Here is a 15,525-nt window from a genome sequence, read left to right as displayed (position 1 = left end):
CGCCGGATGAGTCCGCCGCACCGGCAGCCATCGGATGTTCGGCGCGGTCGGGGGCGGGGCCGCGCGGGCAGCCCCGCCCCGTGCGGGTTCATTTCTGTCCGGGGCCGTCCACCACCTTGGTCTCCAGCCGGGCCGTCAGCGTGAGCGGCGTGCCCGCCTTGACGACCTGGTTCGGGGCATCGGTGTAGTCCGTGGTCCGGTCCTTGACAGTCACGCCGTAGGTGCCGAGGAAGCGGAAGTCGACGGGGTCGAGGATGAGGTCGTAGCGGCCCGACTCACCGGTGTGGCTGAACGCGACCCCCCTCCGGCCGTCGGCGTCCGAGACGTCCTCGGTGAAACTCACGCCGGGGATGGTGGCCAGGCCGCGGAACAGCGCCGCCCGCACCTCCGGTGGGAGCGCCTGGGTGTCCATGAGCTGGTAGACGGCCTGGAAGAGCTGCTCGTCCATGGAGGGAGCCGGCCCGGTTGCCCACACCATGTGCATGCCCTCCAGCTTCTGGCGGATCTTCGTGAGCACCCCCTCCGGGGTGACCGGCTGCCGGGCCAGGTCGGCCGCGCCGAGCCCCGGATGGTTTCCCTGGACGAGCAGTTTGCCGTTGGGGAACAGGCCCGCTATCTGCTTGCCGTCCACGCTGGTCCACTGCTCCCATACGACGCGCTGGGAGACGTCCACCCCGTAGCTCTCGTCCTTGGACTGCGGCGCCTGGAGCTCCCTGATGTACAGCCACTGGCCGGGGTTGGGCACCTGCCCGCGGTCGTCGTAGGCGGCCTGCGCGGCCCGTTCGCCCAGCTCCTGCACGCTCGCCACCGGGATGACCGCGCGCGGCCGGTCGGTCGCCACCACCACGCCGGTGCCGACCGTCACGGCCAGCGCGCCCGCGACCGCGAGCCGCCGGCCGAGTCGCCGGCCGAGCCGCGGTGCGCGCCGCCTCTCCGGTTCCCGCGCCACGGCCAGCAGCCGCGCCCGTGCGGCGCTCTCCGCCTGCGCCGTCATCGGCGGGGTGTCCCGCCGGAAATCCTTGATCGTGTTCATCACAGCTCCTCGTCTCCCAGCACGGTCCGTGCCTTCTTCCTGGCCCGGTGCAGCCGCGACCGTACGGTCCCCAACGGAATGCCGAGCGCCTGCGCGACCTCCTCGTAGTTGAGGTCCTCCCACGCCACCAGCAGCAGCACGTCGCGGTCGCCGCGAGACAGCGACGCCAGCGCCCCGGCCAGTTCGCGTTGCTTGTCGCGCGCCGCGACTCTGCTGACCACGGTGTCGGCCACCGCCTCCGGCAGCGGGTCCACGCCGGTCCGGCTCAGCGCCCGGAGCAACCGCTCCTCCTGGCGCCGGTGCCGGGCGACGAGTGTGGTGGCGATGCCGTACAGCCAGGGGCGTGCCAGCGGGAACGACAGGTCGTACGTACCGCGCCGCCGGAACGCGGCCAGGAACGTCTCGGCCACGATGTCGTCGGCGGCCTGCGTGCCGATCCGCCGCGCGGCGTACAGGTGGATCTGCCGGGCATACCGGTCGAACAGCGCGGCGAACTGCTCTGGGTCGCCCGCGGATCGCCTGATCAGCTCGGCGTCGTCGAGTTCGGCCGTCTCAATGGTCAACGGCCCTCCTTAGTGAGGTCGGTCGGTCACCCTGCTGTCTCCCGAAGACCGCGATCGGGTTCTCGATCCGGTGGAAAACATGACGCACGCCACTCGGAACGCCGCACCTCCGGCCCGGGGTCGAGAACCCCCACCGTGAGCTGGGTCGGGCTTGTGTCGGTGCCCGCCGCTACAGTCGCCGGGGCACCATCGCCCCCTGAGGAGGAGACCGGATGACCGAGCCCGACGCGACGATGACCAGGATCGGCCAAGGCATCGAACTGGGTCGCAGCGGCGACCGGGAGGCCGCGCGGCGGCTGTTCGCCGGACTGTGGGAGGAGATCGGTGCGGCCGGCGACCCGCTGCACCGCTGTGCGCTGGCGCACTCGATGGCCGACGTCCAGGACGACGTGCGCGAGGAGCTGCGCTGGGACCTGCGCGCCCTGGAGGCGGCCGACCTGGTCACCGATGAGCGGGCGCGGCAGGCGGGTGTCGCCGGCTCCGTGCGGGGTTTCTATCCTTCCCTGCATCTCAACCTGGGCGACGCCTATCGCAAGCTCGGCGACCTCGACCGTGCGCACGACCATCTCGAACGCGGGCGGGCCGCCGTCGACGCGCTCGGTGACGACGGGTACGGGCAGGCGGGGGCTGGACCGGCTCGCCGATCGGTTGCCGGCGTCCTGACCACCCGGCTTCATCGACCCAGGGGCTCCGGCGGCGGTCCGGCTACCGCGGAGTGGCGTGACTCCAGGCCGGCCACGATCAGGTCGAGGGCGATCTCGAAGGCGCTGTCGGCGTCCGCCGTGCCTTCGAGCTCGAAGAGCAGCCCGCTGGTCTCGGCGCTGAGGAACCCGGAGACGAAGGTGTACAGCACCTTGCGGGTGTGGACCAGATCCTCGGCGGGGATCCCGGCGGCGCAGAGGATCCGGTTGAACACCGCCCACAGGGTGTTCTCCTGCTTGACCAGGTTCGGGTGGCCGTTGACGTAGGACCAGAGCGACGGGTGCGACCGCGCGAGGGACCGGTAGGCGTGGCCCAGCGCGCGCAACTGGTCCTGCCACGGGGCGCCGTCGTCGGCGGGCAGCCGCAGCCGGGAGGCGACGACGGCGCAGGCCCCGCTCATCAGCGCTTCCTTGTTCTCCACGTGGTGGTAGAGCGACATCGGGTTGACGTCGAGCTCGGCCGCCAGCTTGCGCATGGACAGCCCGTCCACCCCGGCGGCGTCGACCAGGCGCAGCGTGGTCGCGTAGATCTCCTCAAGCGTCAGGGGCTGTCCCCTGCGCGCACTCACTGCCATACACCGTATGGTAGCGTCAGACATACAGTGTATGGCTGGCGGTATCGGTAGATCGCCGGCAGAGGGGGGAGTTCCCATGGCAACAGCGGTCCGATCCATCCCCGCCCCGCAGGGGTTGCCCGTGCTCGGCAACACGCTCCAGATCCCGGCGCACGCGCCCGCCGCGTTCCTCGAGAAGCTCGCCGCGGAGCACGACGAGGGCATCTACCAGCTCGACCTGCTCGGCCGCAGGGTCCTGTTCGTGTCCGATCCCGACCTGGTCGCCGAGCTCTGCGACGAGACGCGGTTCTACAAGGGCATCGACCCGCCGCTCTCCATCGTCCGCGACTTCGCCGGCGACGGGCTGTTCACCGCCCACCACGACGAACCGGTCTGGGGACACGCGCACCGCATCCTGATGCCGGCCTTCAGTCAGCGGTCCATGAAGGCCTACTTCCCGCAGATGCTGGAGGTGGCGCAGGAGCTCGCCGCCAAGTGGGCGGTCTCCGACGAGGTCAGCGTGGCCGACGACATGACCAGGCTCACGCTCGACACGATCTCCCTCACCGGGTTCGACTACCGGTTCAACTCCTTCGACTCACCCGAACTCCACCCGTTCCTGCAGGCGATGGGCCGCGCGCTGACCGAGGCGATGCTCCGCAACCGGCAGCTCCCCCTGGTCACCAAGCTCAAGAAGAGGCGGGAGGAGGCCTACCGCGCCGACATCCTCACCATGCAGGAGCTGGTGGACGACGTCATCAGGCAGCGCCGGGCCGCGGGCCGGAGCGGCACCAAGGACCTGCTCGGCCTGATGCTGGAGGCCGCCGACCCGCGGAGCGGCGAGCGGCTCTCCGACGAGAACATCCGCGACCAGGTCCTGACCTTCCTCATCGCCGGGCACGAGACCACCAGCGGGCTGCTCTCCTTCGCCCTCTACAACCTGCTGCGCAACCCGCACGTGCTCGCCCGGGCCTACGCCGAGGTGGACCGGCTGCTGCCGGGTGACACCGTCCCCACCTACGACACGGTCATGAAGCTGGACGTGATCCCGCGGATCCTGGAGGAGACGCTGCGGATCTGGTCCCCGATCCCGGCGTTCGCCGTCAAGTCCTTCGAGGACACCACGGTCGGCGGCTACCCGGTGCGCGAGGGCCAGCCGGCCGTCGTCCTCCTGCCGCCGCTGCACCGGCACCCGAAGGCGTGGGACCGGCCGGAGGAGTTCGACATCGACCGCTGGCTCCCGGAGAACAGGGCCGGCCACCACCCCGCCGCCTACAAGCCGTTCGGCAACGGCGAGCGGGCCTGCATCGGGCGCCAGTTCGCGCTGACCGAGGCGCGGCTGGCCCTCGCCGTCATCCTGCAGCGGTTCGCGATCTCCGACCCGGACGCCTACCGGATGGAGATCAAGCAGACGCTCACCGTCAAGCCCGACGGCTTCACGGTCCGGGTCAGGGAACGCAAGCCGTACGAACGAGGCGTCGCCGAGACGGTCGAGGTCGTGGCGGAACAGCCGGTGGAGGTGGCCGTCACCGGAGTCGGCCTCACCGTCGCCTACGGTTCCAACCTCGGCACCTCCGCCGACGTCGCCGAGAGGCTGGCCGAGCGCGCCGGGCGCTCCGGGTTCGCGACCACGCTGACGACCCTGGACGAGCTCGACCCGCCCCGGGACGGGCTCCTCGTGGTGATCACCTCCACCTACAACGGCAAGGCGCCCGACAACGCCCAGCGCTTCGACGCCCTGACGGAGCTTCCCGCCATGGACGGGGTACGGCTCGCACTGCTCGGCTGCGGCAACACCCAGTGGCCCACCTACCAGGACTTCCCCCGGCGGGCCTTCGACAAGCTCACCCGGGCGGGAGCCGTACCGCTGATCGACCGCGGCGAAGCCGACGCGGACGGCGACTTCGACGGCGACGTCTCGGCGTGGACCGGCGCGCTCTGGGCGGCGCTGGCGGAGGAGTACGGCACGGCCGCCGCCGAGAGCGGGCCCCGCTACGAGATGGACGTCCTCACCGAGGCCGACGTGCGCCCCGCGGTCGTGTCCCCGCAGGCGGTCCCGCTGACCGTGCTCTCGAACGAGGAGCTGACCGGCGACCCGGCCGGGCTGTGGGACTTCGCGCTGGAGGCTCCGCGCCCCGGGGTGCGTTCGATCGTGGCCGAGCTGCCCCCGGGAACGACCTACACGGCCGGTGACCACCTGGCCGTCTTCGCCAAGAACGCCCCCGAGCTGGTCGAGTGGGCGCTGCGCTGCCTGCGCGTCCCCCGCGACCAGGTCGTACGGCTCCGCTCCCGGGGGACGACCCATCTGCCCGTGGACACCCCGGTGACCGCCGGGCTGCTGCTGACCGAGTTCGCCGAGCTCCAGGAGGTGGCCACGCGCTCCGACCTCTCGGCGCTGGCCGGGCAGACGGAGTGCCCTCACACCCGGGGGCGGCTCGCCGAGCTGGAGGCCGCCTACGCCGACGAGATCCTCGCCAAGCGCGTCTCGGTGCTCACGCTGCTGGAGCGGTTCCCCGCGATCACCCTGCCCCTGCCGGTCTTCCTGGAGCTGGCCGGACCGATCCGGCCGCGCTACTACTCGATCTCCTCCTCGCCGCTGGCCTCCCCCGGCCGGGTCCGGATCACCGTCGGCCTGGTGGAAGGGCCCTCCTGGTCGGGCAGCGGCGAGTATCGGGGCATGTGCTCGGCCTACCTGGCGGGCCTGGAGCCCGGCGATGTCTTCTATGGATACGTGCGGGTTCCGGCCCCTCCGTTCCGCCTCCCCGACGATCCGGCGACCCCGGTGATCCTCGTCGGCCCGGGCACCGGTTTCGCCCCGCTGCGCGGCTTTCTGGAGGAGCGGGCTCTGACCGGTGCCACCGGTCCCGCCGAGGTCTTCTACGGCTGCCGCCACCCCTCGCACGACTGGCTGTACCGCTCGGAACTCCAGGACTGGGAGGCGGCCGGGGTCGCCCGCGCGCACGCCGCGTTCTCCGCGGTCGACGACCACCCCTTCCGCTTCGTCCAGGAGGCGGTCGCCGCCGAGGCCGACACGCTCTGGACGCTGCTGGAGCGGGGCGCCCACGTCTACGTCTGCGGCGACGGGCTCCGCATGGCGCCCGCCGTACGGCAGGCCCTCGCGGCGATCTACCGGGACAGGACCGGAGGCGACGGCGAGGAATGGCTGCGCACCCTGGAAGCCGAGGGCCGCTACCAGCAGGACGTCTTCGCCTGACCTCGCGCCCTCCCGGCCGGCGCGGGCACCCGGCCGGGTACACCTCGGAGGCCGATGCGAACTTTCGAGAGCTCTGGAGAGTCTCACCCAGGTAAGGGATCGCAACTCGGGGAGGACAATCCAATGCTGCGCTCGCTCGCCGCCACCGCCGCGCTCGCCGTCGGTGTCACCGGCCTGGCCACCACGCCCGCCGTCGCGTCCACCTCGGAGGTGTTCTACGGCTTCGCCTGGGCCGACGGAGCCGACACCCTGCGCATCACGCCGGCGGAGGCGACCCTCGTCAAGGGGGGTGGTGTCCTGCGCTACAAGCTGACCCCCGTTCCCGGCGCCAAGGAACGGCGGCTGAACTACTCCGGCGTCGACTTCCGCAGGATCACCGCCGAGTGCGGACTGAAGGAGACCGAGGGGGTCGTCAAGCTCGACGGAAAGGGCCTGGGCAGGACTCGCTGCCAGGACCGTGACCTGACCTTCGCGCTCAGGCTCGATCCCGTGCCGATCAGGGTTTCGCTGGGCACGACCAAGCGGATTCATGAGATCCTCGCGACGCCGAGTGACTCGAAGACCGCCTACGGCACGATCAAGCGCCAGAACGACACGACGGTCGTCTTCACGAAGGGCGGCAGGTCGGTCAAGCTGGGCTACACCGATCTGGTCTTCAACCGCGTGACCGGGAAATGCGGCGATGCCTGGCTGTCCGGCCACGTGAACGCCAGGCGCGACGGTCTTGGCACCAAGGTGTGCACCACACCGGCCTTCACCAAGGTCATGAAGGGGGTCAGGCATCCCGTCCTGGCCAAGGTGGACTACAACCCGCGCACCGGCCAGCTGCTCCAGGTCTGGGAGGTTTTCGGGGACGCTTAGCGGGCCACATGAGCCTTGCGCCGAGCTGTGAGCCCGGTGGGCATCGCCGACCGGGTGGTCGGTTACGCGGTGACCGGGGTGCCGGGCTCACAGCACAAGCGTGGCATCCTCGCGGTCGTTCCGGAGGAGGCCGATTCCGGAACGCTCTGATCCGCCGTCAGCTCCCAGGAACGCCGAGGCTCACCGGCAGGGCCAGCGGGCCGTAGGTCATGAAGGACGGCGAGTAGAGAAGCTCGGCGGGGGCGACGGCCAGGTTCAGGTCGGGTAGCCGGCTGAACAGCGCGGAGAGGGCGATGGCGCCCTCAAGCCGGGCAAGTGGCGCGCCGATGCAGAAGTGCGGGCCATGCCCGAAGGCCAGATGCCCTGTCTGTTCGCGTGTGATGTCGAAACGGTCCGCCCCCTCACCGTGTCGGTCGGTGTCCGTCCCCGCCCCCCCGTAGCACACAAGCAGCGGTTCGCCGGCGAGGATACGCACCCCGGCGAGCGTCACGTCCGTCACCGCGTACCGGAACGGGGACGTGGCGACGGACGCGCCGCTCCGGAGGGCCTCCTCCACCACCTGTGACCACCGATCGCCCGCTATCGCGAGGGCGCGCTGCTCCGGATGGGCGCACAGCGCCACAATGGCGTTCCCGAGCAGGTGCACGGTGGTCTCGTGCCCGGCGATGACCATCAGCCAGAGGATGGCCACCAGTTCGGAGCCGGTCAGCCGATCGTCCTCGTCGTGGACGCGGACCAGCCCGGAGGTGAGGTCGTCACCCGGGACGCGACGCTTCTGTTCGACAAGCTCGCCCAGGTAGGCGAGCAGGTCGCGGTTCGCCGCCGCAGTCTCCTCGCCGGTGCTGGTGTGCGAGATCAGCACCTGGGTCCACTTCCGGAGCCGGGGACGATCTGGCACGGGGACGCCGAACAGCTCGCTTATCACCGATATCGGCAGCGGCTCGGTGAAGGCGGACACCAGGTCCACTCCGTCGCCGGCCGCCACCACACCGTCGAGAAGCTCGTTCGTGATCTTCTCGATGCGAGGTGTCAGCGCTTCGACCCGCGACGGGGTGAAGGCCCGGGAGATCAGGCCCCTCAGCCGACGGTGATCCGCGCCGTCCAGCACCTGCAGGTGCTCCCCTTCGACCACCGGGCGCATCGGCCAGTCCGCTGGGACGGCCCCGTCCTGCAGGGCCGACCAGTGCCTGGGGTTCCGGCTGAACAGTTTGTTGTCATTGGAGAGGAGCTCGAAGATCGCGTCCTGGCTTGTCACCGCCCACACGCTGACGCCGCCGGGAAGCTCGATGGGAACGACCGGGCCGAGCTTTCGGAGATGGGCAAGGGTCTGGGGGACGGGCTCCCCGGGGACAGGAAACGAGAACGGAGTGTTGGCCACGAAGCTCCTTCGAATAGTGCATAGACGCCGTTACCTTAACGAATGGGGGTGCCCGAATTGGGTTATTTGCAGCATTAAATTGACGGTAGGAGCGGACCGCATCCTCGCCCCGCTTCCGCGGCGCGGTCTTCGGCTACGGAGCCGTCCTCGACGACTCCGGCCGCGATCGCGCTGGGCGACCGAGATGACTTTGGGGCGGTTTATAGCCTTTAGTTCTGTTCGCCGCTGTTCACGGTGTCGCTGATTGTCCGAGGCTTTCGGGGTGCGGCGGATCTGCCGGAGCGGTTCAACCTGGACGGGCGTGTCCAGGCTAGTGAACCGATCTTCAGGATCCGCATGGTCACCCTGGGTGCCGGAAGATCTCACCGATGCCGATGCCGATGCCGATGCCGATGCCGATGTCGATGGCGGTACTGCCGCGCGGGCCGTACGCGGGGAACGGATCGGGAACGCGGGCTCCTACGCGGGTGTCAGGCTCCGGCATGGGTGGCGACGAGGCGGACCAGTTCCGGAAGGACCGTGCCCAGGGGAGCGTCGATGGCGAGCGACGCGTAGAGGTCACCGCGGGTGGGGCCCTGGTTGACGATCGCCACGGGGATGCCGAGCTTCGCGGCGTGCAGCACGAACCGGCGGCCCGACATCACCGTCAACGACGATCCGAGGACCAGGAGCAGGCGTGCTCTTTCCACGAGGGCGAAGCACTCACGCACCCGCGTCGCCGGGACGGTCTCCCCGAAGAAGACGACGTCGGGCTTGAGCACTCCTCCGTCGCATGCCCGGCATCCGACGATCTGGAACGCGTCGATCTCCTCATCCCGCAGGTCGACGTCACCGTCCGGGTTGACCGCGGTGGCCCGGGCGCCGAACCGCAGATTCACCTCTGTCAGGCGACGGTCCAGTTCCTCCCGCGAGGTCGAATCGCCGCAGTCCAGGCAGACCACGTGGTGCAGGCTGCCGTGCAGTTCGACGACCGCCCGGGCACCGCCCAGCTGGTGCAGGCCGTCGACGTTCTGCGTCACGATGCCGGCCACCAGGCCCCGCTGCTGGAGGCGCGCGACCGCATGGTGGCCGCTGTTCGGCAGCGCCCGGCCTATCGCCCGCCACCCGACGTAGCTACGGGCCCAGTAGCGCCGCCTGGCCGCCGGGTCGCCGACGAACGTCTGGTAGGTCATCGGGCTGTGCCGGCTCAGGGTCCCACTCGGCCCTCGATAGTCGGGGATCCCCGACTCCGTCGATATCCCGGCCCCGCTCAGCACCACGACATCGCCCGCGGTCAACAGTTCCGCCAGCACGCTCGCACCCTCGCTCACCGTTACATGCTGCCCCACCGGATGCGCGGTACGGCCTCAGGCCCCCGTCGAGCCGGGCCGCTCCGACCTCGGTCACCCGCGGAGTGCGGCCAGCCTGTCCGCCGCCACCACGGAGACCCACGCCATCCCGGTGATCGCGCCGATGCACAGGGTCAGGGAACCGGCGTGCCCGCCCGACATCGCCCAGCCGTCGCCGAGGGCGAAGATCAGGCCGCTGAGCCGTGAGGCCACGGCGGCACCGGGGCGGCCGGCGCGGGAGAAGTGGCGGCCCAGGACGAAGCAGGCGGCGATGAGCGCGGTGAACGCGATGGACCCGGCGACCATGTGCATGAGGCCGTGCCAGCTCATCCCGGTCGGCTGGCCCAGCGGGGTGCCCGCGGGGAAGCCGTCGCCCGGGTCCATGACGAAGACTCCGGCGGCGATCATCCCGATGCCGTTGACCAGGATCAGCCGGGGCGCCCAGGTGCCGCCGGACGCGCCGCGCAGGACGCGGCGCAGGCCGACCGCCCCGGCGATCGTCAGGACGCCGCTGATCAGGAAGTTGGCGATCTGGAGCCAGCCGAGGTCGCCGGTGCTCAGCATGCTCAGGGGGTGGCGCGTCAGGTCGAAGCCCTCACGGGTGAAGGCCTGCGTCAGCGACACGACCGCGAAGAGGGGCGCGGCGGCGACGGAACAGGCGAGCAGGGTGCGCGTCGCGGGGGCGCCGGCGGGGGTGACGGGGGTGGCGATGCCGGACTGGATGGCGGTCATGGCTGGTTCCTCTCTGGTGCGACGGAGGTCCGTCGCTGTCGTCGGTCCGCCGGTGTTTTGTCCGGCCTCGCTGACGCGTCGAACGGGGAGGCCGGGATTCGACGTCGCCCTGGTCTCGCCTCTCTGACCTGCGAATATTTTGCATTTCGGGCATTCCCTGTCACATCGCATTCCCTGTCACATCCGGCTGCCGCCCTGGTCGGGAGACGCGTGTCGATTTCCGCCGGGTCCGGTCGACGCGTAGCCGGAGACCGGCGAAAATCGGCCGTCCGACCACCAGAAGGAGATATGGCGATGCGATTCCTGTTGACGACCAAGGCCGGCGACGCGGCGACCCCGGACGAGGCCGTCTACGCCGAGATGGCCGCGTTCATCGAGGAGATGACCCAGGCGGGGGTGCTGCTGGCGACCGGCGGCCTGGACCCGGCCGGCACCCACATGTCGGCCTCCGGAGGCAAGATCACGATCACCGACGGGCCGTTCACCGAGGCGAAGGAGGCGATCGTCAGCTTCGCGCTCATCGAGGCGCGCTCGAAGGAGGAGGCCATCGAGCTCTCCCGGCGCTTCTGGAAGATCATCGGTGATGGCGAGGGTGACATCCAGCAGGTCTTCGGCCCGGAGAACTGATCGGATGCCCGTGCGCCCGGCCGGTCTGGATTGCTGAGCGGGTGCTTGCGCCTCCAGCCGGCCCGGAGCGCTGATCGGGGCTCTGCGTCCCCGGCCGGCGGATGCTCTGATCCCGGGTTTGCGCGGCGGGCCGGGTTGGTGCTCTGATCGAGCGTGTGACGTCCCAAGACGCCCACCGCGCGGTCGACGCGGTCTGGAAGATGGAGTCGGCGAGGATCATCGCCGGGCTCGTCCGGATGGTGGGCGACGTGGGGCTGGCCGAGGAGTTCGCGCAGGACGCGCTCCTCGCCGCCCTCGAACAGTGGCCACAGGCGGATGTGCCGGACAACCCGGGCGCCTGGCTCATGGCCGTCGCCAAGCGCCGCGCCGTCGACCACCTGCGGCGTGACGAGCGGCTCGACCAGAGGCACGGGCAGCTCGCCCACGAGCTGTCCACCCGGCCGGACACCGCCGAGGCCGACCTCGACGCGGCACTCGACGAGGAGGTGGGTGACGACGTCCTGCGCCTGATGTTCGTCTCCTGCCACCCCGCGCTGTCCACCGAATCCCGGACGGCCCTGACGTTGCGGTTGCTCGGCGGCCTGCGCACCGAGGAGATCGCACGAGCGTTCCTCGTCTCCGAGCCGACCGTCGCGCAGCGCGTCGTCCGGGCCAAACGCACCCTCGCCGCCCTCCAGGTCCCCTTCGAGGTCCCGGCGGGGCCGGAGCTGGCGGCGCGCCTGTCGTCGGTCCTCGAGGTCATCTACCTGGTGTTCAACGAGGGATACACGGCGACCGCCGGCGACGGCTGGATGCGTCAGGACCTCTGCCAGGAGGCGCTGCGCCTGGGCCGCCTGCTGGCCGGGCTCGCGCCCGGCGAGGCCGAGGTGCACGGCCTGGTCGCGCTGATGGAGCTCCAGGCGTCGAGGTCGGCCGCCCGGACAGGTCCGGCGGGGCAACCCGTCGCGCTGCACGAGCAGAACCGCGGACGCTGGGACCAGCTCCTCATCCGTCGCGGCTTCGCGGCCCTGCTGCGCGCCAGGCAGCCCGGCGGATCCCTCGGTCCCTACGCGCTGCAGGCCGCCGTCGCCGCGTGCCACGCGCGGGCCCGGACGGCGGAGGAGACCGACTGGACGCAGATCACCGCCCTCTACGAGGCGCTCGCCCGGGTGCTGCCCACACCGGTCGTGCAGCTCAACCGCGCGGTCGCGCTGGCCATGGCGTACGGGCCCGAGGCGGGCCTGGCGCTCGCCGACACGCTGGTCGCCGAACCGGCGCTCCAGGGTTACCACCGTCTCCCCAGCGTGCGCGGCGACCTCCTGGTCAGGCTCGGCCGCCATGAGGAGGCCAGGCGGGAGTTCGAACGCGCCGCGGCTCTCACCCTCAACATGCCCGAACGCGCGGTCCTCCTGGCACGCGCCGCGGCCTGCGCCGGCGCGGCCACGCGGGAGACGGGCGTCACCCTGGCCGATGCCGCGGGCGCCTTCCTCTCCCGTGACGACCTGGACGCGGCGACCGTCCGCTCCTACGGCCAGACCATGAGCCGGCTCCGCCGTGACCTCGGCGACGACGCCCCGCTGCGCGGCGTGAGCGCCGGGCAGGTCGCCGAGGTTTTCACCGCCGCGTGGGGGAGCGCCGCCTCCGCGACGTGGAACCGGCATCGCGGCGCCGTACGCTCCTTCTCCGCCTGGGCCGCCGCCCAGGGCCTGCCTGCCGGCGACCTGGCCCGTGACCTGGCCGCCGGGCTCGGTCGCCGGCCCGAACCCCGCGGGCGCACCCGCCCCATGGACCGGCCGCGCGTCGAGGCGCTGTGGGAGCGGCCGGACCTCGCCCTGCGCGAGCGCACCCTGTGGCTGCTGCTCCACGAGAGCGCGGCCGGCGCCGGATCGGTGCTCGCGCTCAACGTCGAGGACCTCGACCTGGCCGGGATGCGCGGAAGGGTGGCCGCCGGGCCCCGCTGGGTCCACTGGCGGTCCGGCACCGCCGAGCTTCTCCCGCACCTCATCGCGGGCCGCCGCCGCGGCCCCCTGTTCCTGTCCGACCGCAGGCCCGGCCCCGGCCGTCCCCCCGCCCCCGGCGACCTGTGCCCCGAGACCGGCCGCCGCAGGCTCTCCTACGAACGGGCCGAGTATCTGTTCAAGCAGGCCACCGGCCATACCCTCAACCAGCTCCGGGCCGGATAGGGGCCATCCCCGCCCAAGCCGCCACCGTCCCGGGGAACCCCTACACCCCTGAAGGCGTGTGCGGCGATGGTTTCAGCGGGGCCGGCGACGGTACGCGGGCGGCCGTCTCCGTCCAGGCGGGTCAGCCGGTCACGCCGACCGCCTGAAGCGCCGTCCGCCACGGCTCGGCCACCTTGTCCCCGTAGGAGATCTCGCGGGCGCCGACGAACGCGCCCAGTCCGGCGATCGCCCGGCCTACGGCCTGGGCGGTCACCTCGTCCGCGGGTGTTTCCGCCTCGGGGAACACCCCTTCGATCTCCAGCAGTCCCCGGCGGCGGTCCAGGCGTGGCACGAGCCTGCCGATCAGCCGCTCGCCGTGCAGGATCGGCAGGATGTAGTGCCCGTACTGCCGCTTGTCCTTGGGGACGTACATCTCCGTGCGGAACGTGAACCCCCACAGGCGTTCGGTCCGCTCACGGTCGCAGATGAGGTTGTCGAACGGCGACAGCAGAGTGGTGCGCGGCTCCCAGTCCCGCTCCAGCAGGCCGACGACGTCGCGATGCACGTACCACCGCTCGGCACCGCCCGCGACCTGGGCGGGCAGGATGCGACCCGACCGCTCCAGCCGGTCCAGCACCTCGGCGAGGCCGGGATAGCGGTCACGGGTGAAGTGCCGCTCGACGTCGGTCGCGCGGGCCACGCCGAGCGCGCGCAGCGCGTGCTCGGCCGCGCGCGACACCGCCTCCTCCTGCGGTAGCGGCTCGCCCCCGACCCACTCCGGCAGCCAGTGCTCGGCCAGGTCCCAACGGCGCCGTCGCCCCTCTCGCCCGGCCACCAAGATCTGCCCCTGGATCCACAGGAAGTCCAGCATCCGCTCGACGCTGCGGCCGTTGGTCCAGCCGCTCGACTCCCACGCCACCGTCGCGCAGTCGTCGAACGCCTGGGCGGGCAGCGGCCCCGCCTCCCGCAACCGGTCCAGCACGTGCTGCCGCAACCCGTCGTTCGCCTCCAACCAGTCACGGACCCGCCGCCCGAAGCGCGACCGGCCCGCCGGGTAGCCGCGCATCATGGCATGGTGGATCGGATAGTCCTCCGCCAGCACGATCGACGCGGCGTGCGCCCAGTATTCGAACAGCCACCGCTCCCGCCACAGCAGCAGGTCCAGGTCGGCCGGATCGTAGCCGCCGACCCTGCTCCACAGCACCAGCAGGTGACTGCGCGCCACCACGTTGACCGGGTCGAGCTGCAGGCACCGCAGCCTACGCAGCACATGCCGCAGCCCCTCCAGATCGCCGCCGGGCCGCGGCCCGGCCAGATGCTGGCAGCTCACGGCAAGACGTCGCGCGGACTCCACGCCAAGGACCAGGGGGGATGACATAGCCCTGCATTGTAACCGAAAGAATGTTCGATATTCCTCAGATGTCTCTGACTTGCGCTTTAAGGTGATCAGGAAGCCCTCAAGAAGACAGCTTGATGAGCGTGTTGCTGGACGCGCCGGTCTCGGCCGGGTTCACCGGCGGCCTGCTGCCCCGGATCGCCTCCCGGCTGGGCGGGTTCGAGACAGTGTTGAAGGAGCGGCTACGGGCGGCGCCGGTCCTGCACCACGACGAGACCCCCGCGAGGGTGGCCGGAGATGACGACGATCGGCTGCTGTATGTCTACACCGCTCGCGCCGGCAAGCTGGTGTGGTTCGGCGCCGCGGCGGGTCGCGGCCACGCCGAACTGGACGCCTTCAAGATTCTGCCCGGCTACCGCGGCACCCTGGTCCGCGACGACTACGCCGCCTATGCCAAGTACGACCGGGACCTGACCGCGGTGCAGCTGTGCTGTGCTCACCTGCTGCGCTCCCTGCGTGGCATCGGTGACCTGGACGCCGATGACAGCCGGGTACAACGCTGCTGGACCCAGCCTGCCGCCCAAGCCCTGACCGACGCCAAAGCAGCTGTCGCCAAGGCCCGCGCCGACGGCGCCACCGCGCTGGATGGCGACGTCTTGAACGCGTTGCGCGCCCGCTACGACACCGCGGTGGCCTGGGGCATGGCCACCAACGCCCACCGGGACTGGCCGAGTGGGCGACATCCCGGCTACACCCTGGCCAAACGCCTGCAGACCCGCGCCCCCCAGGTCTGGCGTTTTGCGGTCGACTTCACTGTGCCGTTCACCAACAACCCCGCCGAGCAGCCGCAGCGGATGGTCAAACTCCAGATGAAGATCGGCGGCTGCTGGCGCAGCGTGCGCACCGCCGCCCGCTACTGCCTCATCCGCTCCTACCTGGGCAGCGCCCGCAATCACGGCGTCCATCCCCTGGACGCCCTCCGCGCCGCCCTCGCAGGAACCCCCTGGATGCCACCACAAACCGCCTGATCAATCACGGGCCAGAATGGATACGGTTC

Annotated in this window: 13 protein-coding genes and 2 pseudogenes; 7 read left to right on the top strand and 8 right to left on the bottom strand. The window is 71.1% G+C overall.

What is annotated here, in order from left to right:
* Nucleotides 1-88: 88 nt before the first annotated feature.
* Both FHR32_RS10565 and FHR32_RS10560 read right to left on the bottom strand, forming a co-directional pair.
* Nucleotides 89-1,033, bottom strand: a complete 945-nt coding sequence (locus tag FHR32_RS10565; protein WP_184754145.1) for a CU044_5270 family protein — start codon at nt 1,031-1,033, stop codon at nt 89-91.
* The gene (locus FHR32_RS10560) at nt 1,033-1,596 is read right to left on the bottom strand and encodes an RNA polymerase sigma factor (RefSeq protein WP_184754144.1); all 564 of its coding nucleotides are present in this window, start codon (nt 1,594-1,596) and stop codon (nt 1,033-1,035) included. Before FHR32_RS10560 ends, FHR32_RS10565 begins: the two co-directional genes overlap by 1 nt.
* Before the next feature lie 212 nt (nt 1,597-1,808).
* Between FHR32_RS10560 and FHR32_RS46635 the strand changes: the two are divergent.
* Nucleotides 1,809-2,135: pseudogene (locus tag FHR32_RS46635) on the top strand (hypothetical protein); the annotation flags it as partial.
* Nucleotides 2,136-2,269: 134 nt separating this feature from the next.
* Here FHR32_RS46635 and FHR32_RS10550 read toward each other — a convergent pair.
* On the bottom strand, nt 2,270-2,872 hold the full coding sequence (locus FHR32_RS10550; protein WP_184754143.1) for a TetR/AcrR family transcriptional regulator: 603 nt from the start codon (nt 2,870-2,872) through the stop codon (nt 2,270-2,272).
* Nucleotides 2,873-2,948: 76 nt separating this feature from the next.
* Between FHR32_RS10550 and FHR32_RS10545 the strand changes: the two genes are divergently transcribed.
* The 3 genes from FHR32_RS10545 (at nt 2,949) to FHR32_RS45855 (ending at nt 7,076) form a co-directional block, all read left to right on the top strand.
* Nucleotides 2,949-6,065, top strand: coding sequence for a bifunctional cytochrome P450/NADPH--P450 reductase (locus tag FHR32_RS10545; protein WP_184754142.1), 3,117 nt, complete (start codon nt 2,949-2,951; stop codon nt 6,063-6,065).
* 123 nt (nt 6,066-6,188) lie between these two features.
* Nucleotides 6,189-6,926, top strand: coding sequence for a hypothetical protein (locus tag FHR32_RS10540; RefSeq protein ID WP_184754141.1), 738 nt, complete (start codon nt 6,189-6,191; stop codon nt 6,924-6,926).
* A gap of 27 nt (nt 6,927-6,953) precedes the next feature.
* Complete coding sequence (locus FHR32_RS45855) at nt 6,954-7,076, top strand: hypothetical protein (protein ID WP_281390861.1); 123 nt, start codon at nt 6,954-6,956, stop codon at nt 7,074-7,076.
* 7 nt (nt 7,077-7,083) lie between these two features.
* Here FHR32_RS45855 and FHR32_RS46630 read toward each other — a convergent pair whose 3' ends face one another.
* From FHR32_RS46630 to FHR32_RS10520, 4 genes are all read right to left on the bottom strand, one after another.
* Nucleotides 7,084-8,304 carry a cytochrome P450 family protein gene (locus FHR32_RS46630; protein WP_312882245.1) on the bottom strand — a complete coding sequence of 407 codons (1,221 nt, stop codon included), beginning with the start codon at nt 8,302-8,304 and terminating at the stop codon, nt 7,084-7,086.
* Nucleotides 8,305-8,644: 340 nt separating this feature from the next.
* Entirely contained in the window at nt 8,645-8,788 is a 144-nt protein-coding gene (locus tag FHR32_RS10530; protein WP_184754140.1) for a hypothetical protein, read from the bottom strand.
* Complete coding sequence (locus FHR32_RS10525) at nt 8,775-9,614, bottom strand: NAD-dependent protein deacetylase (RefSeq protein WP_312882244.1); 840 nt, start codon at nt 9,612-9,614, stop codon at nt 8,775-8,777. The genes FHR32_RS10530 and FHR32_RS10525 overlap by 14 nt, the downstream gene beginning before the upstream one ends.
* Before the next feature lie 72 nt (nt 9,615-9,686).
* Nucleotides 9,687-10,364: a DUF998 domain-containing protein gene (locus tag FHR32_RS10520; RefSeq protein ID WP_184754138.1), complete on the bottom strand. Its 678-nt coding sequence runs from the start codon at nt 10,362-10,364 to the stop codon at nt 9,687-9,689.
* Nucleotides 10,365-10,658: 294 nt separating this feature from the next.
* Between FHR32_RS10520 and FHR32_RS10515 the strand changes: the two genes are divergently transcribed.
* Nucleotides 10,659-10,991 (top strand): YciI family protein, encoded by a 333-nt coding sequence (locus tag FHR32_RS10515; RefSeq protein ID WP_184754137.1) that lies wholly within the window; start codon nt 10,659-10,661, stop codon nt 10,989-10,991.
* Between the two features lie 155 nt (nt 10,992-11,146).
* Nucleotides 11,147-12,406: pseudogene (locus FHR32_RS47215) on the top strand (RNA polymerase sigma factor); the annotation flags it as partial.
* 868 nt (nt 12,407-13,274) lie between these two features.
* Here the strand turns inward: FHR32_RS47215 and FHR32_RS10505 are convergent.
* Nucleotides 13,275-14,510, bottom strand: coding sequence for a winged helix-turn-helix domain-containing protein (locus FHR32_RS10505; RefSeq protein WP_184754136.1), 1,236 nt, complete (start codon nt 14,508-14,510; stop codon nt 13,275-13,277).
* 95 nt (nt 14,511-14,605) lie between these two features.
* Here FHR32_RS10505 and FHR32_RS10500 point away from each other — a divergent pair, with 95 nt between their 5' ends.
* The gene (locus tag FHR32_RS10500) at nt 14,606-15,496 is read left to right on the top strand and encodes an IS66 family transposase (RefSeq protein ID WP_184754135.1); all 891 of its coding nucleotides are present in this window, start codon (nt 14,606-14,608) and stop codon (nt 15,494-15,496) included.
* Nucleotides 15,497-15,525 lie beyond the last annotated feature (29 nt).

Source organism: Streptosporangium album (assembly GCF_014203795.1).
Classification (GTDB): Bacteria; Actinomycetota; Actinomycetes; order Streptosporangiales; family Streptosporangiaceae; genus Streptosporangium; species Streptosporangium album.
The sequence above is the reverse complement of the archived record's forward strand: the minus strand, read 5'-3'. Positions and strand labels throughout refer to the sequence as shown.